Annotated in this window: 19 protein-coding genes; 14 read left to right on the top strand and 5 right to left on the bottom strand. The window is 41.0% G+C overall.

Translation table 11 applies throughout. The features are described 5' to 3' along the window. Positions 1-87 precede the first annotated feature (87 nt). Together H6G69_RS23400 and hisF are read right to left on the bottom strand one after the other, a co-directional pair. On the bottom strand, positions 88-279 hold the full coding sequence (locus tag H6G69_RS23400) for a hypothetical protein (protein ID WP_015113328.1): 192 nt from the start codon (positions 277-279) through the stop codon (positions 88-90). A gap of 105 nt (positions 280-384) precedes the next feature. After that, entirely contained in the window at positions 385-1,158 is a 774-nt protein-coding gene (hisF, locus tag H6G69_RS23395) for an imidazole glycerol phosphate synthase subunit HisF (protein WP_190589180.1), read from the bottom strand. A 157-nt stretch (positions 1,159-1,315) separates the two neighbouring features. On the opposite strand from hisF, the gene ruvB reads away from it, so the two are divergent. From ruvB to H6G69_RS23355, 8 genes are all read left to right on the top strand, one after another. Then, positions 1,316-2,416 (top strand): Holliday junction branch migration DNA helicase RuvB, encoded by a 1,101-nt coding sequence (ruvB, locus tag H6G69_RS23390; RefSeq protein ID WP_190691526.1) that lies wholly within the window; start codon positions 1,316-1,318, stop codon positions 2,414-2,416. After that, the gene (locus H6G69_RS23385) at positions 2,413-2,553 is read left to right on the top strand and encodes a hypothetical protein (RefSeq protein WP_190691525.1); all 141 of its coding nucleotides are present in this window, start codon (positions 2,413-2,415) and stop codon (positions 2,551-2,553) included. Before ruvB ends, H6G69_RS23385 begins: the two co-directional genes overlap by 4 nt. A gap of 74 nt (positions 2,554-2,627) precedes the next feature. Continuing rightward, entirely contained in the window at positions 2,628-3,971 is a 1,344-nt protein-coding gene (locus tag H6G69_RS23380) for an adenylosuccinate synthase (protein WP_190691524.1), read from the top strand. A gap of 64 nt (positions 3,972-4,035) precedes the next feature. Beyond that, complete coding sequence (rplY, locus tag H6G69_RS23375) at positions 4,036-4,335, top strand: 50S ribosomal protein L25 (protein ID WP_190691523.1); 300 nt, start codon at positions 4,036-4,038, stop codon at positions 4,333-4,335. A 266-nt stretch (positions 4,336-4,601) separates the two neighbouring features. Next, positions 4,602-6,152, top strand: coding sequence for an AAA family ATPase (locus H6G69_RS23370; RefSeq protein WP_190691522.1), 1,551 nt, complete (start codon positions 4,602-4,604; stop codon positions 6,150-6,152). Between the two features lie 128 nt (positions 6,153-6,280). Then, positions 6,281-6,775 (top strand): hypothetical protein, encoded by a 495-nt coding sequence (locus H6G69_RS23365; protein ID WP_190691521.1) that lies wholly within the window; start codon positions 6,281-6,283, stop codon positions 6,773-6,775. Positions 6,776-6,991: 216 nt separating this feature from the next. Beyond that, positions 6,992-7,783, top strand: coding sequence for a YdcF family protein (locus tag H6G69_RS23360; RefSeq protein WP_190691520.1), 792 nt, complete (start codon positions 6,992-6,994; stop codon positions 7,781-7,783). Positions 7,784-7,958: 175 nt separating this feature from the next. Continuing rightward, on the top strand, positions 7,959-8,180 hold the full coding sequence (locus H6G69_RS23355) for a hypothetical protein (RefSeq protein ID WP_190691519.1): 222 nt from the start codon (positions 7,959-7,961) through the stop codon (positions 8,178-8,180). 5 nt (positions 8,181-8,185) lie between these two features. On the opposite strand, the gene H6G69_RS23350 is transcribed toward H6G69_RS23355, so the two are convergent. Next, complete coding sequence (locus tag H6G69_RS23350) at positions 8,186-8,458, bottom strand: ferredoxin-thioredoxin reductase variable chain (RefSeq protein WP_190691518.1); 273 nt, start codon at positions 8,456-8,458, stop codon at positions 8,186-8,188. 543 nt (positions 8,459-9,001) lie between these two features. After that, positions 9,002-10,951 carry a protein phosphatase 2C domain-containing protein gene (locus H6G69_RS23345; RefSeq protein ID WP_190691574.1) on the bottom strand — a complete coding sequence of 650 codons (1,950 nt, stop codon included), beginning with the start codon at positions 10,949-10,951 and terminating at the stop codon, positions 9,002-9,004. A gap of 271 nt (positions 10,952-11,222) precedes the next feature. On the opposite strand from H6G69_RS23345, the gene H6G69_RS23340 reads away from it, so the two are divergent. The 6 genes from H6G69_RS23340 (at position 11,223) to H6G69_RS23315 (ending at position 19,657) form a co-directional block, all read left to right on the top strand. Next, positions 11,223-13,868, top strand: a complete 2,646-nt coding sequence (locus H6G69_RS23340) for a chloride channel protein (protein ID WP_190691517.1) — start codon at positions 11,223-11,225, stop codon at positions 13,866-13,868. A gap of 83 nt (positions 13,869-13,951) precedes the next feature. Continuing rightward, the gene (locus H6G69_RS23335; RefSeq protein ID WP_190691516.1) at positions 13,952-14,896 is read left to right on the top strand and encodes a DUF4351 domain-containing protein; all 945 of its coding nucleotides are present in this window, start codon (positions 13,952-13,954) and stop codon (positions 14,894-14,896) included. A 188-nt stretch (positions 14,897-15,084) separates the two neighbouring features. Beyond that, positions 15,085-15,612 carry a cytochrome C gene (locus H6G69_RS23330; protein WP_190691515.1) on the top strand — a complete coding sequence of 176 codons (528 nt, stop codon included), beginning with the start codon at positions 15,085-15,087 and terminating at the stop codon, positions 15,610-15,612. Between the two features lie 252 nt (positions 15,613-15,864). After that, entirely contained in the window at positions 15,865-16,293 is a 429-nt protein-coding gene (locus H6G69_RS23325) for a GFA family protein (RefSeq protein ID WP_190691514.1), read from the top strand. A gap of 37 nt (positions 16,294-16,330) precedes the next feature. Continuing rightward, positions 16,331-17,581, top strand: coding sequence for an ABC transporter substrate-binding protein (locus H6G69_RS23320; RefSeq protein ID WP_190691513.1), 1,251 nt, complete (start codon positions 16,331-16,333; stop codon positions 17,579-17,581). 504 nt (positions 17,582-18,085) lie between these two features. After that, positions 18,086-19,657 (top strand): metallophosphoesterase, encoded by a 1,572-nt coding sequence (locus H6G69_RS23315; protein WP_190691512.1) that lies wholly within the window; start codon positions 18,086-18,088, stop codon positions 19,655-19,657. A 149-nt stretch (positions 19,658-19,806) separates the two neighbouring features. Here H6G69_RS23315 and H6G69_RS23310 read toward each other — a convergent pair whose 3' ends face one another. Further along, complete coding sequence (locus tag H6G69_RS23310; RefSeq protein ID WP_190691511.1) at positions 19,807-19,989, bottom strand: hypothetical protein; 183 nt, start codon at positions 19,987-19,989, stop codon at positions 19,807-19,809. Positions 19,990-20,237 lie beyond the last annotated feature (248 nt).

The raw sequence follows: 20,237 nt of genomic DNA, 5'->3' as shown, positions 1-20,237 counted from the left end.
TATGGCTAAATAATTTATCGTTTGTCAAGTCGGATGAATTATCTATATTAAATGGTTGTCAAAACCTAATCTAATACATCGTAATTTCTACGAGACTTGTAACAAGTAGGTCATACAGTGACCCATAAGAAAGTAAACTACTAACATGGCAGCAGCAGCAAGAGCTACCAATGTGCCAGCCAGCATGAGTGAGAATTCTTTATTTTCATAGGCTTTTTCCATTAAATGCAGTGACCATGCCACCAGTGCTACATCAAATAATAAAATAGGAATCAACATATTTCTTAATATTTATTAATACTTATAAACTAATATTAACATCGATTTTCAGAAGTGTAGTTAATTTCGGTGGCAGGTAGTGGGATTTTAATGTTATCTTTGGCGTTAAGAGTACAAACGTACTGGTATGGAGCGATCGCGCAAATAATGTTTAATTTCTGAAACGCTTAATTGCCCATAGTGCAGTAACGAAGCTAATAATGCAGCTTCGGCTTTGCCTTCAGTTACAGCTTGATAGATATGTTCACAATTGCCTGCTCCACCGGAGGCAATAACTGGAATTTGGACTAATTGAGCGATCGCTTTGGTTAACTCTAAGTCGTAGCCGGCTTGAGTTCCATCTGCGTCCATACTTGTAACTAAAAGTTCTCCTGCACCACGTTGCTCAACTTCGACAGCCCATTTGAGGGCATCTAAACCCGTGTTTTCCCTGCCGCCACGCACATACACATCCCAGCCGGGATTTTGGGGGTCTACTCTGCGTCTGGCATCAATGGCAACTACTATGCACTGATTACCAAAGCGATCGCTTGCCCGATTGATCAAGTCTGGGTCGCGTACTGCCGCAGAGTTAATACTAACCTTGTCTGCTCCAGCTCGTAACAAAGCTTTAACATTTTCTAAGGTTTGAATGCCACCGCCTACAGTGAGTGGAATAAAGACCTGTTCAGCAGTCCGGTAAACAACATCCAGAATTATGCCTCGGTCTTCATGAGTGGCTGTAATATCCAGAAATACTAACTCATCTGCCCCAGCATCGTTGTAAACCTTTGCCAACTCCACAGGATCACCGGCATCTTTGAGATCAACAAAGTTAACTCCTTTTACAACCCGTCCCGCCTTCACATCCAAGCAAGGTAAGATTCTTTTAGACAACATAATAAATTCTCAACTCCTTCCTTCATTGCCCGGAATTTAAATTTTAAATTGGTACGTGTATTCTCAAACGCAAATTTTCGCATCTCGAGGTTTATTCTCAAGGATTGCGATATTGATGGCACTCAATCATTCCTCAAGTCACATTAATAGCTGAATTATGGCGATAATCTCCTCAAAAAAACAGCCTCCAGAACCCAATAAAAAACCCAAGGAGCAACAAGAATCAGTCAAAGCATCTGACCAAGAAAAAATTTTGCAACCCGAAGCGGCGTTTGACGAGCAAGGTAAGCAAGAAGAGAGTATCAGACCGCAGCGATTTGCCGATTATATTGGGCAGAAAGACTTAAAGGATGTGCTAGAAATTGCCATCAAAGCCGCAAAATCACGGGGGGAAGTGCTAGATCACTTGTTGTTATACGGCCCACCAGGTTTGGGGAAAACGACAATGGCAATGATTTTAGCATCAGAAATGGGTGTCAACTATAAAATTACGAGTGCGCCAGCGTTAGAACGCCCTAGAGATATTGTTGGGTTATTAGTTAACTTAAAACCCGGAGATATCATCTTCATCGACGAAATTCACCGTCTTTCGCGGATGACTGAGGAAATTCTCTATCCAGCTATGGAGGATTATCGCTTAGATATTACCATTGGCAAGGGTACGAGCGCCCGGATTAGAAGTTTGCCTTTGGCGAAATTTACCTTGGTGGGAGCAACAACCCGTGTGGGTGCTTTAACTTCACCATTACGCGATCGCTTTGGCTTGGTGCAGAAGTTACGCTTTTATGAAGTAGAGGAACTGAGTCAAATCGTTCTCCGCAGTTCTCAGCTACTACAAACTAACGTTACACCCGATGGAGCAACAGAAATTGCCCGTCGTTCCCGAGGTACACCACGGATTGCGAATAGATTACTCAAGCGAGTACGTGATTTTGCGGAAGTGAAAAAACAGCCAGAAGTTACCGAGAGTGTTGCCGCCGAAGCCCTAGAACTATTCCAAGTAGACCCGTGCGGCTTAGATTGGACAGACCGGAAAATGCTCAGTGTGATTATTGAGCAGTTTAATGGTGGCCCGGTGGGTTTAGAAACTATCGCCGCCGCCACAGGTGAAGATCCGCAAACTATTGAAGAAGTTTATGAACCTTATCTGATGCAGATTGGTTATTTAAGCCGCACACCACGAGGTCGGATTGCGACTAAAGCTGCATATAAGCACATGAATTTTATGCCACCAAATGAGCAGTTGTCTCTTTTGTGAAGGGAAAGAGTGCGATCGCAGACTATATTAATAGCGATCGCAATTATCTGGCTTTAATTTTCTTAGCTATCAATAATATTGATGAATATCTGGAGATGACGCGATCGCTTGCGCAACCAGAATTCTTCATTTTTTAATATTTTATTGACATATTTTTCAATATATGTATAAAATAATAGTTTGTGGAAACTTTACCTCTTAATATAAACGCTTGGCTAACGTCATTGTCATAGGTGCCCAGTGGGGCGACGAAGGGAAAGGTAAAATAACTGACTTACTCAGCCGCTCCGCAGATGTAGTGGTACGTTATCAAGGGGGGGTGAATGCTGGACATACAATCGTAGTCCAGGGTCAAACTTTTAAACTTCACCTGATTCCCTCTGGTATTTTGTATCCAGATACCGAGTGCATCATCGGCTGTGGGACAGTCATTGATCCACAGGTTTTGATAGCAGAACTCGACCAACTAGAAGAACTCAATATTTCCACTGCCAAACTGTTGATTTCTGAGACAGCACATGTCACGATGCCATACCATCGATTGATTGATAAGGCATCAGAAGAACGGCGGGGAAACCATAAAATCGGCACAACTGGGCGAGGAATTGGCCCGACTTATGCTGATAAATCAGAGCGCACAGGCATCAGGGTATTAGATTTGATGGACTCAAACGGTCTGCGCGACCAGTTAGAGTGGACAATCAATTATAAAAACGTCATTTTAGAAAAACTTTACAACTTGCCACCCCTAGACCCCAAAGAAGTAATAGAGCAGTATTTGGGGTATGCCGAGCGCCTGCGTCCTTATGTTGTTGATACATCGTTAAAAATATACGATTCAATTCAAAAGCGGCGCAACATCTTATTTGAAGGAGCGCAAGGTACACTTCTGGATTTAGATCATGGGACTTATCCTTATGTTACCTCGTCTAACCCTGTTGCGGGTGGAGCTTGCGTAGGTACAGGATTAGGGCCGACAATGATAGATCGGGTAATTGGGGTGTCAAAAGCCTACACAACCCGTGTGGGCGAAGGGCCTTTTCCCACAGAGTTAGACGGGGAACTAGGCGAACATTTGTGCGATCGCGGTGCGGAATTTGGCACAACCACCGGACGAAAACGGCGTTGCGGTTGGTTTGATGCGGTCATCGGTCGTTATGCTGTCCGGATTAATGGTATGGACTGTATGGCGATTACCAAACTCGACGTTCTGGATGAATTAGCAGAAATTCAAGTTTGTGTCGCCTACGAAATAGATGGCGAACGTTGCGAACACTTTCCCACTAGCGCTCGTCAGTTTGCCCGTTGTCGCCCCATCTACAAAACCTTACCAGGATGGCAGAAGTCAACAAGCGACTGCCGCACCCTAGAAGACTTGCCACAGCAAGCACTAGACTACCTAAAATTCTTAGCAGAATTGATGGAAGTCCCGATTGCGATCGTTTCCTTAGGAGCCAGCCGCGATCAAACCATAATTGTAGAAGACCCCATTCACGGCCCCAAACGTGCATTACTGCACGCAGACGGCACACCTGCCTCCTTGCTGAGTGCTTAATAATTAGTCATTGGTGATTAGTAAATGACCAATGACCAAAAACAAATGACAAAGGACAATCAACATGACTGTGACAGTTGAATCTCACAAGCGACCAGAAGGCAGTAAGCCCAATGCTTTGCGTCGTTCTGGTTTAATCCCCGCTAATTTGTATGGCCACAATGGAGCCGAATCTATTTCTTTGGTAGTTGATGCCAAAGTCGTTGAACGCCTACTAAAAAAGGCTGCTGTTAATCAAACAGAAATAGAACTCAACATTCCTGATTTGCAATGGACTGGTAAAACTGTCCTCAAGGAAGTTCAAGTTCATCCAGCAAAAGGTACACCTTACCACCTCAGTTTCTATGCCACTGCCAAAGGCTAGAACAGACTAATCGTCTGTGTTGATTAATACTGGAATTTTGGAATAATTGCTGATCATGCCAGGGGTAAAACCCTGGTTTTTTGGTAAGCTACTAAAGATGAAAAAGGGGCTAAGGACTAGAGGCGAGAGGCTAGTATTTTTCACAAACATAAAAATATCTTTTTCCTTTGTTCTATTCCCTAGCACCTAATTGCTAGTCTCTAAACATAAAAACATCCTTCTTTCCTAGCCCCTAACTCCTAGTCTTTAGTCTCTAAATAAAAAACATGACAGAAGTCACTCTTCCAGCTTTAATTCAGCAGATGTTACAGCCAGGATTTTACCCTCACGCTGTAACAGAACCAATTAAATTAAGTCAAACTCACATTTCTTATGTGCTGCTTACAGGAGATTACGCCTATAAGTTAAAAAAACCAGTGAATTTTGGCTTTTTGGATTTTTCTACTTTAGAAAAACGCCAGCATTTTTGCCAAGAAGAGTTAAGACTCAACCGACGAGGTGCAGCAGAACTGTATTTAGAAGTTCTGCCAGTGACGCTAGAAGGAGAACAATATCATTTAGGGGGAACGGTTGAGCCTGCCGAGTATGTAGTCAAAATGCGTGAGTTTCCCCAAGACACATTATTGAGCAACTTGTTTGCCCAAGGCAAGTTAAATGAGGTTCATTTGGAAGAACTGGGTAAGGTTGTAGCTCAGTACCATACAAAAACTGAAACTAATGATTACATTCGTAGTTTTGGTGAAGTACCGCAAGTGCGTGCTGCGTTTGATGAAAACTACGAGCAAACTGAAAAATATATTGGTGGCCCGCAAACACAGCAGCAATTTGATGAAACTAAAGCCTATACAGACAAATTCTTTGCGGAAAAAGCAGAGTTATTTCAAAAAAGAATTGAAAACAACTATATTCGAGAATGTCACGGAGATTTACACCTACGCAATATTTGTCGGTGGCAAGAGAAAATTTTGTTATTTGATTGCATAGAATTTAACGAGCCATTTCGCTTTGTCGATGTCATGTTCGATATTGCTTATGCGGTAATGGATTTGGAAGCACAAGAGCGTCCAGACTTAAGTAATGCTTATTTAAATACTTATCTAGAACAGACTGGTGACTGGGAAGGCTTAGAAGTACTGCCCATATATTTAAATCGGCAGTCTTATGTAAGAGCCAAGGTAACTTCATTTTTGCTAGATGATCCTGGTGTACCAGCAGATGTGAAAGAAGAAGCTGCCAAAACCGCAGCCAAATATTACCAACTGGCTTGGCAATATACGCAACCCAAACAAGGCCGACTAATTTTAATGTCGGGGTTGTCAGGTTCCGGGAAGAGTACGACTGCTAAATATTTAGCCCGCCAATTTAATGCAATTCATATCCGTTCAGATGCAGTGCGGAAACATTTAGGCGGTATCCTACTATCAGAACGTGGTGGTGATGATTTGTATACGCCGGAAATGACGCAAAAAACTTATGCACGGTTATTAAACTTGGGAACTATACTAGCTAATCAAGGCTTTACCGTGATATTAGATGCTAAGTATGACCAAGAAAAACTGCGACAAGCGGCAATTTCCCAAGCCCAAAATTACCAACTTCCTGTGCAGATTATCCATTGCACTGCACCGATAGAAGTAATTCAACAACGGCTTGTGAAGCGTACTGGTGATATTGCTGACGCTACTGTAGATTTATTAGCATCTCAACTCAAGCACGCTGAATCTTTTGCTGAGTCGGAAAAACCCTATGTTATTACGTGGGATACCACTCAACCGCCAGAGACACAATTACAATCTTTGAGTGAGAAAAGGGTGTGAAGGAAAGGGTGTAGGGGTTTAGGGGTGGAGGGGCGTAGGTGTGAAGAACATTGACACCAAATCTCCACAACTAACCTTTGTGCGTAAGTCCTGACCTTTGTTACCCTAAACCTTTAACCAGTGAAATCATGTCAAACAATAACAACTTATTCAATTTCTCTTCTGAGTTTATTTCTCAGCTAATATTTGGCTCATTTCTCACATTCATTTTAATTATTGCGGGTTCTCCAATATCTTTAAGTATCTTTTTGGGAATTCTGGCTGGTTTTACTTTAGGCTGGCTAACTAATGTTAATAAAAATAGTCCTCAAGCACCAAGTGTTGCCTCTAATGATGGTATTGATGCTGGACTAAAATACTGGTTATTTTTCTTGTTAGGCTTTGTATGGTTGGGATATTCTGCACCGTTGAGTATCTTGCTAGGTGGTATGGGGGCTATTGGTGCAGGCTGGATTATTGCTTGGTGGGGTAGCAAAGAAGAAACGAGAACTCAGCTACCAGTTGAAGTTATACCAGAAGGTGAGGAAAGACCTAGTACGAGAATTACTAAACAACAAAAAAGAAGGACTAATCGCCGTTTTCGCCGTGAGAGAGGTTTTAATTTTCGATTTTGGCAAAGATAGTCAAAAAGTTAAAAGTCAAAAGTCAACTCCCTTCTCTACGAGAGGCTGCGCTAACGGGAGAGGGAAACAGTTTGTCTGTTCGTTCCCTCTCCCCCGTTAAAAATTTTTGACTTACATTTTTTAACTTGAGGACTTACGCACAGAGTTCATGGAGAAATGAGGATTGGAGAGTTTTTGCGTAAGTCCCAAACTTTTAACTGATAGTCCTAGCTGAATATGTTTTTATATCTTTCCAAGTTGCTACCACTATTTTTTTACCCTTTGGGTTTAGCTAGTGTCAGTTTAGTAGTAGCATTGGTGACTCTGCGTAAAAGACCGCGTATTGCAATGGCAGCGATCGCCTTATCCTTATTTTTATTACTAGTTTGCAGTAATGCTTGGACAGCTAAATTACTGGTACGCTCCCTAGAATGGCAAAATATTCCTTCAGGGCCAATACCTAATGCCGAAGCAATTGTAGTTTTAGGTGGGGCGACTAAATCAGCGTTTTATCCTCGCCCTGGTGTAGATTTAAGCGAAACAGGCGATCGCGTCATTTATGCGGCACAATTATATCGGCAAAAAAAAGCTCCTAAAATTATTCTCAGTGGTGGGCGCATTGATTGGCGTGGTAGCGGCGCATCAGAATCGGCGGATATGGCCAGTATTTTGACCTCGCTTGGAATACCGTCTGAGGCAATTATTGAAGAACCAGATTCTCTGAATACCTATCAGAATGCAGTGAATGTGAAGAAAATTTTGCAGACCCGGGGCATTCAACAAGTATTATTAGTTACATCTGCGATGCATATGCCGCGATCGCTCAAAATTTTCCAGCGTCTGGGTATTGATGTAATTCCTGCACCTACCGACTTTTTGGTAACTAAAGGCGAATTGCAAGAACTTTCTAGTACACCTAAAGGTGCTTTACTGAATTTATTGCCTGATACCAACAATCTGCATCAATTTACGTTAGCCTTAAAAGAATATCTGGGTAATTTTATTTATCGTTTACGAGGTTGGCTATAAAACGTATAATTTTCTGGCTAAATAAATGATATGTCCGCAAATATTTGCTAGCTTACAGGCTGAAAAGCCTTGTATTGTATAAGTTTAATCGTTGATTGATGTTGTCATCATGAGAAATAGCCATCAGAATTTTGCTGGCAATCCTCAGATCATAAAAACTAATTTTTGATTAATTATGTCTCAAGAATTACCGCATATTATTCCATCACCGCAACCTGAAACTGAAGATAATTTTAGTGTTTATCAAACAACTCATGAATTTTATCACGAAGTGCAGGCGCGGCTAGAATTTCAACGTTATTGTGAATGGTATTACACAACAGCAGCACATCACCGGCAAGAATTACAAAAAATGCGCGGCGAACTAAATATTTTGAGATGGTTTCGCCGCTTCTAAAAAAGTTAAATGATTTCTAACTCATTTTCACGTAAATGGGCTTTAAACTTTTTACTAAACTGCACTAATATCGGCAAGTTCGCACTTACAGGTCTACCTTGCCATTGTGTCACCAATTCCACAATGTCGCCTTCTGAGCCTTTGAGGTCAAAAGCTTGACCGCGATGTTCAGGATGATGATAAACTACAACCGATTTATTAACACGGACGCGATCGCCAACTTTCATAACAACATTTACACCTAGCTTTTGCGGTTCTACAACAATCTCCACAGCCATCCCTCATCGAACTTACTTGCTGAAAAATCAACTGTCAATAACAGTTAATTTTTCATATTTAATCTAGACACACGCTATGTTTTAGGCATCTGCAACTGTAATACAAACAAAGCCTGCCCATGCAGGCTTTGATAATGGTTAATCAGCGACAAATGCCTCACTGCTTTTACCTCCTCAAATGCAACTGCTTAAGCTTAGATTTGTCTCATCAGCGATTTTTGAGGACTAGTAGGCTAACGGGCTAAAAAAACCCGTCACAATTTTGCTGTGCTATTTAACAACAGTTCCAATTCTACATCAAATGGATAACCTGTTCCTATATGCGATGTCTTATAGTGACGATTATTTAGTTAGGTGATATCAAAATCAATAAATGATGCAAAATAAACTTATTCTTTGAATCTCAGCTATATATTACTTATTGACAATCTATTTTTTGTAATTACCTAAAAGTTAACTAGTATTAAGTACCTAAAAAAAAATGATTTGACAGCTATTTGTCTGTTGTCGAAATACACCAACAATTTAACTGTGTATAACTACTTATTTAGGTTGAGGACAAAGAGATTGTAACGTTTGCGGTAATTTCTGACATATCTGTTGTAATGCTTGGGGGTTTAATTGCCATAAGGCAAACCATCCCAAACCTGTAGTTCCAACTAACACCGCTAATAATCCCCCAAGGAAAACTAATGGTTGACGCTGCTGTTTGCTGGGTTTTTGAACTGGTGATGGGCTGTGTGTTGATGGGGTTGGGTCATCTGTGAGAGTGATATCTAGCAAAGCTTGACTGCTTTGGGCGAAAGCTGGTTCTTCGATTTCTATTTCTGGTGTTGCGACTTCTATGATCTCGACTGGCGGCGGGGTAGAAATCACTGGAACCAAATATTCTTTAGACAGTTGGCAAAGAGTGAGAACAACTGAGGTGTTATCGTGACCATTTTTTTGGTTGGCTAGATTAATTAAATTTTCGACCACTTCTTCCACGGAAATTTCCCCTGTGAGCAAAGGTGTGGCAAAATCCTGCCAAGAGTGTTCTACCCAATTATTGTCACTTAAACCATCAGAACATAGTAATAGTAAACCCTCTTCATCAATAATCAAGCGTTGGATTGTGACGCGCAAAGAATCAGCATCTTTTGTTCCCAAGGCTTGCGTTAAAGCGGTAGCATCCGGTCTTTGGAGTGCTTGCCGATACAAACTCCTGAGATGGCGAACTTCTCGCCATGCAACATCATCATCTACTGTTAATAGCTGACAGTAGTTGCGTGTTATCCAGTAAGCCCGGCTATCACCAATGTTGACTAAATAAAGTTCATGGGCATTGTGGGAAGGCCATCCAGACAGTGTGACAACTCGTTGCGGTAGTTGCAGTGCCATTACCAAGGTAGTTGCCATCCTTTCTCTTCCTTGGCGTTTTTGTTCATCATTGCGGGCGCAAATTAAGTTATTAACTACTCGTAAGCTGGCTTCTAGTTGTTCTCGTAATAAGTTTGGCAATACAGGTTCAGTTTGTTCGGCAACTTCAGCTAATAAAGCACGCGTCTGCAATTTGAGCGATTGTACGGCCATTTGACTTGCTACTTCACCACCTTGGTGTCCACCAATACCATCGCAAACCATTGACAACCGAGGTATTAGTGGGTCGTAGGGTTCATTTGTATTGGGGTAACAAGTATCCTCATTTTGGGCAAGTTCTGTCCCTGTATCGGTACTTCCGGCAACTCTCAAGCTGAGGGGTAATTCTGCGGCGGCGGAAAGTAAAAAAGTATTCAGTTGGGTAGTAATGGTCTCGAAATCTGCGGCATCATCACACATTTGCTCAATTATATTTTGCAAGCCTTGAGCTACTTGTGGTTGGGCTGAGGCTATCCAAGGTTGCCAAAATTGCCCTAATTCACGCAAACTGATTTTTTCCTCAGGTGGGGTGGGATGAAGTTCTAATAAACGCACACACCAACCTTGAACACGTAAGTTATCGGGAATGAGTAAACTTTGGGCAACCGCTAATTCCGATAAAGGTTGCCAAAGTTGGAGAATTTGCCATAACCAATAAACTTGTCTAACGGCTGTGGCTTGTTCCCAAGTACTGGCTATGGTTGGGTAAAGATTACCTGTTTCATCTACAGGGACATTTTCTAGTAAAAAAATATCGCCGTCCTCTGTGGGGGAAGAAACAAACCCATAGGCTTGGGGAAGATGTAAATGCTGTTGATATAGTTTTAAGTAGGGTGTGACTTCTGGTGGTAAATTTTGTGGGGCTGCTGGTGGTAGACCTGGTTGCGTATCTAACCAGATTTGCTGCGTGATAACCTCGTATCGCTCTGCCACTATTGTTTCTGGTGGAATAGTAGTAGCTAAAGTACCAGTAGCCCAGAGGTAACGATAAATTAAGGGAGCTTGACAATTAGCACAAATTCGTTCGCCTATAAAGTTAGCCGGGCGATCGCATGTTGGATTTATGCAGTAAATTATTCGCTCAGTAGAAAGCATCATAAATAAAACTTACGCATTGACAAAAAATTTTGTCGAGATATTGGCAATCATTATAGGACTCATACTAATTTGTAATTCTTAATTCGTAATTACATCTCCCTGCCCCCCTGCGACTCATTTGTATCAAATTTAAAGTGAAACGGTATCATCCATATCAAAAATGCTGTAAGTTTTACAAATAGGACTAGCCCCTAACCCCTAACCTCTAACGCCTCTTTTCAAGGTATAACTGGAACAGGAATTATAAATAAATTGTGAAATTTATCTTATGTCGCTTCCTGTTCTGAATCAGAGCTTGCGCCATTGGTGGCAGCCTAGGAAAGGTTTAGCGATCGCTGAAGCTTCTATTATCGGTCTTGTAGCTGCTTTATCTGCGGTATTTTTGAAAGTTGGTTCGGGATGGTTGGGGGCGTGGCGTGTTCATACTTCCCATATTTTCCCTGCCTGGATAGCTTTGCCTGTAGTTGGTTTAGTTTTTGGCTACTTGGCTGGTTGGTTAGTACAGCGATTAGCACCAGAAGCTTCTGGTAGTGGTATTCCGCAAGTCAAGGCGACTCTGGCTAATGTACCAATGAAATTGTCTTGGCGAGTGGCGGCAGTGAAGTTACTTAGTGCCATGATTGTCATTGGTTCAGGGCTAACTTTAGGTAGACAAGGGCCGACTGTCCAAGTAGGGGCAAGTTTAGCTGCAGGGATGAGTCGTTTAGTGCCGACTTCGCCAGATCATCGGCGACAAATGATTGCGGCTGGTGCTGGTGCTGGGTTAGCAGCTGCCTTTAATGCTCCCTTGGCGGGTGTCATATTTATTGTCGAAGAATTACTGCAAGATTTATCAGGGATAACTTTAGGCACTGCGATTATTGCTTCATTTATTGGCGGAGTCGTATCGCGGTTATTAGGTGGTCGCAGTCTGCATTTAAATCTGCAATTGATCCATTCTGCTAGTCAATTTTCTCTGCCGGAGATTCCCTTTTTTGTCATATTAGGAATCTTGGCTGGGTTATTAGGTGCGTTATTTAATCGCGGGATAGTTTTTAGTATCAAATCTTATCAAAATTTACATATAAGTTTGCCGCTAAAAGTGGCTTTAGCCGGATTTATTTCTGGTGTGATAGTTGCTATGCTACCAGAATATTATCGTAATAATACTGGTTTAAGAGAATATATTATTACGAGTGAATCTAGTGCTTCAGTTGCCGCGATCGCTTTTATTGCCCAGTTTATTCTCACGTTAATAGCATTTGGTTCTGGTGCGCCGGGAGGATTATTTGCCCCTAGTCTCATTTTAGGTTCTTGCTTAGGACATTTTGTAGGGATTTGGGAATCCCATCTATTAGGTGTAGGTTCTCTACCTACCTATGCTTTAGCTGGAATGGGGGGATTTTTTAGTGCCGTTTCTAAAGTCCCCATCACCGCTATTGTCATTGTGTTTGAAATGACTACAGATTTCAATCTCGTTTTACCTTTGATGATTGTGGCTGTAGTCGCTTACCTAGTTGCTGATAAGGTCATGCCTGGATCACTGTACGATAAACTTTTGCAATTAAAAGGTATTACTCTTAGCAAAACAGTATCTTCGGAAGGAATTTTATCAACCTTAACTGCTAAAGATGTTATGCAGCAGCAGGTAGAAACTTTAGATGCAGATATGACTTTAGAAGAAACTAAACAAGCATTTTCTAATTCCCATCATCGCGGTTTTCCTGTAGTGAAAAATAACAAATTAGTAGGCATTATTACACAATCAGATTTGACAAAAATCTCTCATAGTCACCTACCAAAAGATACTTTATTAAAAGAAATCATGACCTCCGCCCCCATGACGGTGACACCCATACACAATTTAAGTAACGTGTTGTATTTACTTGACCGCTATCAAATCAGTCGTTTGCCAGTGGTGGAAGGCAGAAAATTAATTGGGATTATTACCCGTGCAGATATTATCCGTGCTGAAGCAGATCATCTCAATGGTCGAAATACCACCCCAGGGCCACAACCGGAACCATCTTATGTAGTTTATCAAACGCGATCGCCGAGTGTGGGCAGAGGCAGATTATTAGTACCAATAGCGAACCCCGAAACTGCTACTACTTTACTACAAATGGCGGCGGCGATTGCCCGCGATCGTCACTACGAAATTGAGTGCGTCCAAATCATGTTGATTTCGCGCCACAGTTCCCCATGCGAAACCCCAGTCAGAACAGCCAAAAGTCGGCGCTTATTGCGACAAGCCGAAGTTATGGCCAAAAAGTGGCGCATTCCCCTACATACACAAATTCGCGTCGCCCATGATTCCGCCCAAGCAATCTTAGAAACTATCCAAGAACGCCATATAGACCTCATTTTAATGGGCTGGAAAGGCAACACCTCAACGCCTGGACGCATTTTTGGCAACATCGTTGATACTATTATTCGTCAAGCCAGCTGTGATGTAGTGCTAGTGAAATTAGGTAATACTCCAGAGTCAGTAGTCAATAGTCAATTGTCCACAATTACCCCCACTCCTCAATTTAACCGTTGGCTAATACCAATGGCTGGTGGCCCTAATTCTAGAGTTGCAATTAAATTGTTACCTGCATTGTTGAGTTTAGGAAATCAGCCAGAAATTCATTTGACTCAGGTATTTAAACCATCAGATTTAAAGCCAGACCTGAAAATTTTAGAACAAGCTATTCACCAACTTATGCGCCGTCGTCCATTGTCTAATACAGTATTTGTCGCTACGCCAGTCCAAGCTGATTCGGTGGCTGAGGGGGTAATTAACTTAGTCAAAACACAACGCTTTGATGTTGTCGTGGTAGGTGCTACCCGGGAAGGATTATTACAACAAGCAATTCAAGGTAATATTCCCGAAGCGATCGCTTCTGGTGTAGAGAGTACAGTAATTTTAGTCAGGGGCGCAATTAATAAGTAAAGAAGAATTAAACTCCTCCAAAGATATCCCAGGGCGATCGCTTTGGTAAAATATCATCAATTCTCCTTGTCTAAGCCAACTGAATGACGCGATTCATCCATGACCAATTCTCCAAAGACTATTTAGAAGAACTACTAAAACCATTTGGAACAGTTCAAGCACCAAGCCGAGTCGCCGCCGAAGTAAAAGAAATAGACGTATTATTTTCGCCGATTCCCACACCAACAGCCAACTTAGAAACATTAGGATTATTAGGGAAAATGGCGACAACCCCAGCTATATTTGAACCATTCCGCAATCCAGCATCAATAGAAGAAATTAACGACTGTATATCAAAATTATCAGAAGTTAAAAGCGCAATGCAGCGAGAAGCCAAGCGCAATAAAATTAAAATAACAGCCTCAGAAATTCCCCAACTGTGGATACTCACACCTACAGCATCAAAAAATATAATCTCCGGGTTTGGTGGACAGCAAAAATTAGGCTGGATAACGGGAGTATACTTTTTACCAAAACATTTCTGCACAGCCATAGTTGCAATACACCAGTTACCATCAACGCCAGAAACACTGTGGCTGAGAATATTGGGACGTGGAAGAGTACAACGCCAAGCAATTGATGAATTAACAGCACTTCCAGCAACTCATCCATTTGTGAAAGTAACGCTAGAATTACTTTATAATTTGCAACAAAATCTGCAAATAAATCAGAATATAGAACCAGAAGATCGGGAGTTAGTGATGAGGTTAGCACCACTATATCAACAAGATAGAGAACAAGCTAGACAAGAAGGTTTACAACAAGGTGTGCAACAAGGCTTACAACAAGGTTTACAACAAGGAGAACAACAGTTAATTCTACGCCAATTGAATCGGCGGTTGGGACAAATAGATGCATCTTTAATTGAGCAAGTTCAAGGGTTGTCTATTGAACAGTTAGAATCACTGGGGGAAGCATTGTTAGATTTTTTAACTGTTGCCGATTTAGAAGTATGGTTAAATCAACAACAAGTCACAAAAAATCAGTAAATTGTGATTGATGTGCGATCGCCTCAATACAATAACTCAGTGTACTGCCGCAAATTATAGATAACATTCCCTAACCCAGGCGCTCGGAAAAATTAAAATACTTAGGGGAAATATGCAACATCACCAGGGTTGCCTAAGTCTTATGATTAGCTACAAGCTCTGGAACTAAGTATTTGGGAATGGCACGAATGTTAAATCTGTTTAAGCGCAAATCCCGCAGACTCAAACGCCAACCATTTGGTTTTATGCTCATCATTGTGGCTTGGAGTCTAGTAATGGGTTGGCTATTTGCTTCTGCAACCAGCGTCTACAGCGCAACACCTAATTCCGAAGTGGGGACAGTTGATGTAGTACCGTCGCAGTATCAACTAGGACAAGAAATTTACAGAGAAAATTGTGGGACTTGTCACATTGCCATTCCGCCAGAAGTTCTACCTACCCAAACCTGGAAAAATCTTCTAGAAGACTCGCAACACTATGGTACTCAAGTCCAACCACTAGTTGATCCTGGTCGCATTTTAGTGTGGAGATATCTTTCTACTTTCTCTCGCACTCAACTTCAAGATGAAGAAACGCCTTATCGCCTCAACAAATCACGATTCTTCAGTGCTTTACATCCCAAAGTGAAATTACCGCGTCCAGTGCAACTTGATAGCTGTGTGAGTTGTCATCCCAGTGCTAGTGAGTTTAATTTTCGTCGCCTTTCTTCAGAGTAAGCACATACAGGAAAGAAAAGTCCAACTCTTTCTCTGTCTACTAAGCTAAAAAACTTCTAGTTTGCATCTGGCAATTACATCAAACTCTTATGGGTTGGACATCTTGTGCGCCCATTGGATACTAGATTCCTTTTGCATTAACCTGAATTTATTAATTATTGTAACCAAAACTCTCATTTATCGCTAATTTAAAGGTGAATATTAAAAAAGTTGCTTTCAGCGTATTTCATCTCATCAAAATTGCGAGGCAATATGTCAAATCAATATGAAGGAAAAGGTAGCTGCCTTTGTGGAGAAACGCATATATTTGTCAAAACAATGAATAAAAATATTGGCGGATGTCATTGTCAAATATGTAGAAAATGGGGAGGTGGCCCTTTATTAGTAGTAGATTGCGGTAATGATGTTACATTTGCAGGTGAAGAAAATATTACTGCTTTTAATTCATCCGCATGGGCTGAACGTGGCTTTTGTCATCAATGTGGCACTCACTTATTTTATAGACTGAAAGAAAACCAGCAATACTTCATCCCTGTTGGGCTATTTGAACAGCCGCAAGATTTTGTTTTCGAGCATCAGATATTTATTGATGAAAAACCAGCCTATTATTGCTTTGCTAATGAAACACATAATATGACAGGAGCCGAATTTTTTGCTCAGTTTGCTCCCCCAACTAATTAACGCTAACTCTCACATTATCTTTTCACCAGTAAAATCTATGAAAAATCCGCTCACAATTAGGCTGTGCGTTGATATCTTTCGTAGCACAAAATTATTATTTGTCTGCACTTTAATACTTACAGCCTGTGGTAAAAGTAACAACCTTGGAGTATCTGCTAATAATACCCCAACCTCAACAAGTACAACTAATACTATTCCTATTGGTATTGCCTTTGCCCAAACTAGTAATGTGGCATTACTTGGCCAAGAGGGAACTGATGGAGTAAAAATTGCTGAAAAGTATTTTAATAGCAAAGGAGGGATTAATGGCAAACAAATTAAATTAATCTTTCAAGATACTGGTGGTGATGAAGTTGGAGCGATTAATGCCTTTCAAACTTTAATTAATCAAAATAACGTTGTGGGGATTATTGGCCCTACTTTATCACAACAAGCTTTTAGTGCTGACCCCATCGCAGAACGTCATCAAGTTCCAGTAATTGGAGCGTCTAATACTGCTAAAGGTATTCCAGAAATTGGTGATTATGTTGCGCGTGTATCTTCATCTGTGGCTGTCGTCGCTCCTTATGCAGTCAAAGCCGCAATAAAACAAAATCCTCAACTCAAAAGAGTGGCGGTATTCTATGCTCAAAATGATGCATTTAATAAGTCAGAAACCGAAATTTTTCAGAAAACAGTTAAAGACTTAGGTTTAGATTTAGTTACTGTCCAAAAATTTCAAACTACAGATACAGATTTTCAAACTCAAGCCAGTAGTGCTATTAATTTAAAACCAGATTTAGCGATTATATCTGGGTTAGCGGTTGATGGTGGTAATTTAGTCAAACAACTGCGCGAACTTGGTTATAAAGGTTTAATTGTGGGGGGAAATGGTTTTAATACATCTCATATATTTTCAGTATGTAGAGCATTGTGTGAAGGTGTGATTATTGCTCAAGCTTATAGCCCTGAATATAAAAATGAAATTAATGCTGCATTTCGTCAAGCTTATATTCAGCAATATAACAGAGAACCACCCCAAGTCAGCGCGCAAGCTTTTGCAGCTTTGCAGATATATGTGGAAGCACTGAAATCTTTAGATCAGAAAAGACGAATTAATGATTTAGCTTTACGCCAGTTACGTCAAGAATTGAATAAAGAAATATTAGGATTAACTTATCAAACTCCTCTCGGTGAAATTGCTTTTACACCTGTGGGTGATGTAATTCAAAAAGAGTTTTATGTTGCTCAATTGAAGATGGAACCCAACGGTGTCAAGGGAAAATTTGCATTTTTAAATATAAAATAACTGTAGTATGAACCAGATATAGAACTATGAATAAAAATTTGGTGTTGGTATTTCTTCATCTAATGCCCAGTTGCCAATATTTATGATTTTATCATCCAATACAGTTCAAATAAGATAATTATTAGAGACGTTGCATTGTAACTTCTCTACAGATTCGGAAACTCTTTGTTCATACTCTAACTTTAGTAAGTTTACATCCTATTCAATGGTTAGTGTTACTGATATGTCCAACCTTAATTTTAGTTGCCGATGAAATCCGCAAGCAAATTATCAGACGGAGTAAAGAAGTTGAGATTGAACATCCAATTCATCATTCATTATTCAGTAGGTAGAAATTCATTTGTCAGTGCTAAAACATTTGTGATTCATTAGCTCCTCGACTTCCTCAAAGAAGCGGGATATCTGGCAGTCCTGATTTTTTTCTATTAACCAAAACAAATCGCTACAATTGGGATGCGGTAGGAAGGCATTTTAAGCAAGTTACGAATCTCCCATCAAGCAGTTATGAGATTGATTTCTGAACCACCAATTCCTGTCAAAATTCAAAAAATGAAAGAAAGGGTACGGTGGAGACACAACAATATTGTGCAGTCTGGCATCGACCAAACCAGCATGATTATAGATGATGGTAAAAATGAAACTCCCGACTTTTCATTTTTGGTTATCGGCGATAGTGGGACAAAATCTCATTACGGACATCACCCGCAACGCGAAGTAGCCCAATTAATGCTGGAACATAAAGATGATTGCCGTTTTGTGTTGCACACTGGCGATGTCATTTATGTGGTGGGTTCGCATGAATATTACCCAGCCAATTTTATTGAACCTTATCGTGAGTTTTTGCTTGGTGGTGAAAAGCCAAAAAATATTGCTTACGATCGCATGACTTTTAATTTACCGTTTTTACCAGTTCTCGGCAATCATGATTATTATGATGTGCCGTTAATGTATCGGTTAATTACTGGTAGTACGTTACGATTGCGGCGAATGCTGCGTTACAAAGATTTTGAAATTGGTTGGCATGGTTCTAACCAAGGTGATGCTTATGCGCGAGCTTTTTTAGATTATCTTGCCAGCATTAATGCCCCAGAAGAGTTGCAGTATCATTTAGACCAGCACTATACCGGAAAAACTGACGCGGGCCGCTGTTTGCGTTATATCCCAGGCGAGTTTACCCGTATACCCAATCGTTATTACACATTTCAGTATGGTGGTATAGATTTTTTTGCACTTGATTCTAACACCTTTAATGCGCCCTCACCTTTACCGACCACAAAAGCCGGAGATAATTATCGTCGAGAACTGCAAAAACGCCGCCAGGAAATAGATAGAGAAGAAGAAGAGATTTTGGCAATCAGCGATCGCCTCAATCCCGATAACCCAGAAGATGCGGAACAACTCGATGACCTCAGTGCTAAATTAGACCAAATTAACGAAGTCAAAATTGACATCGAAAAACAATTAGCCTCCCACCAACCGCCAACCATTGACATTGAACAACTAGAATGGTTGCGCGACAAGCTGATTGAATCTTGGCATACTTCCGAAATTCGAGGACGCATTCTGTTTTTTCACCATCCTCCCTACGTCACCGAAGCCACAAAATGGAGTCAAGCCCAAACTTTAGCAGTACGTCACCGCCTGCGTTGGGTATTAGAACAAGTTAAAGCAAGCCTCGGTTCTTTAGTACAAGACCGTCCTATTGTTGATTTAATCTTTAACGGTCACGCGCACTGTTTAGAATATATCCGCACCGTAGATACAGGCTATGCTGATTCTCATATTCCTTGCATTGTCTCTGGTGGTAGTGGTCGCCGTCCCCGCCGTCAGCGCAGTGAGGGAAGAGAATTAATGGAGACTTTTACAAACCTTCCCAATAGTCCAACGCGCAAAGTTGCAGACTCCCTACTTTATGTTGGTAGGTATGGTTACGGTTCTCAAACTCGCTTACCTTATTCTTGCGTGCGAGTTGATGTTCGTGATGGCTGTCCACCCAAATTTATTGTTAGACCATTAATCGCTGAACGAGTTGCTCAACAATGGTATCGATATGAGATGGAGAAGTGTGAAGTGTGAAGTGTGAAGTGTGAAGTGTGAAGTGTGTATACGGGCTTTGCGCGGCTTCCCGTTCGCGTAGCGTCTCCATTGGGGAGAAGGGTAGTGTGGAAGGGAAGCATAATTGTTAGTTCAATCTGTTTCCTATTTCCTACTCCTGGCTATGATTTTTACCACAAGATCAGTGGTAAACCCGCAAGAAAAGAGGCAACACTTGTCCAAAGAGTGAATTGCTCAAGATTTCCGTCATCTAAAGCAAGACTCATTTGCTTAATTGCTGATAAAAGTGCTGCTAATAGTAGTACAAAGAATGCAAAATATCTAAAAGCAATCATACTTTGCCCTACTTTCATGTCAAAGTAAACATAATAGGTTTTTAACAGGTTATCTCATGTTTTTCTGTTCCCCATTAGCACTTTGAAATCAGCAGCAAGATTAACCAATTTTCTCATTTTTGGGACAGGGCTAGCGATCGCACTTCTCTACAACTCCAGGAGCTTGACTAAGTAGCCAAACTCTTGTCTAAACTTACTCATAGCTAGCTATTGTGAGGAAGTTGATGTGGAAAGTATCGGAGTTTGGTAATTTAGTAGGCATTTCG

Origin of the sequence: Nostoc sp. FACHB-110 (assembly GCF_014697425.1) — a bacterium.
Taxonomy (GTDB): Bacteria; Cyanobacteriota; Cyanobacteriia; order Cyanobacteriales; family Nostocaceae; genus Nostoc_B.
This window is presented reverse-complemented; position numbering and strand designations above follow the sequence as displayed.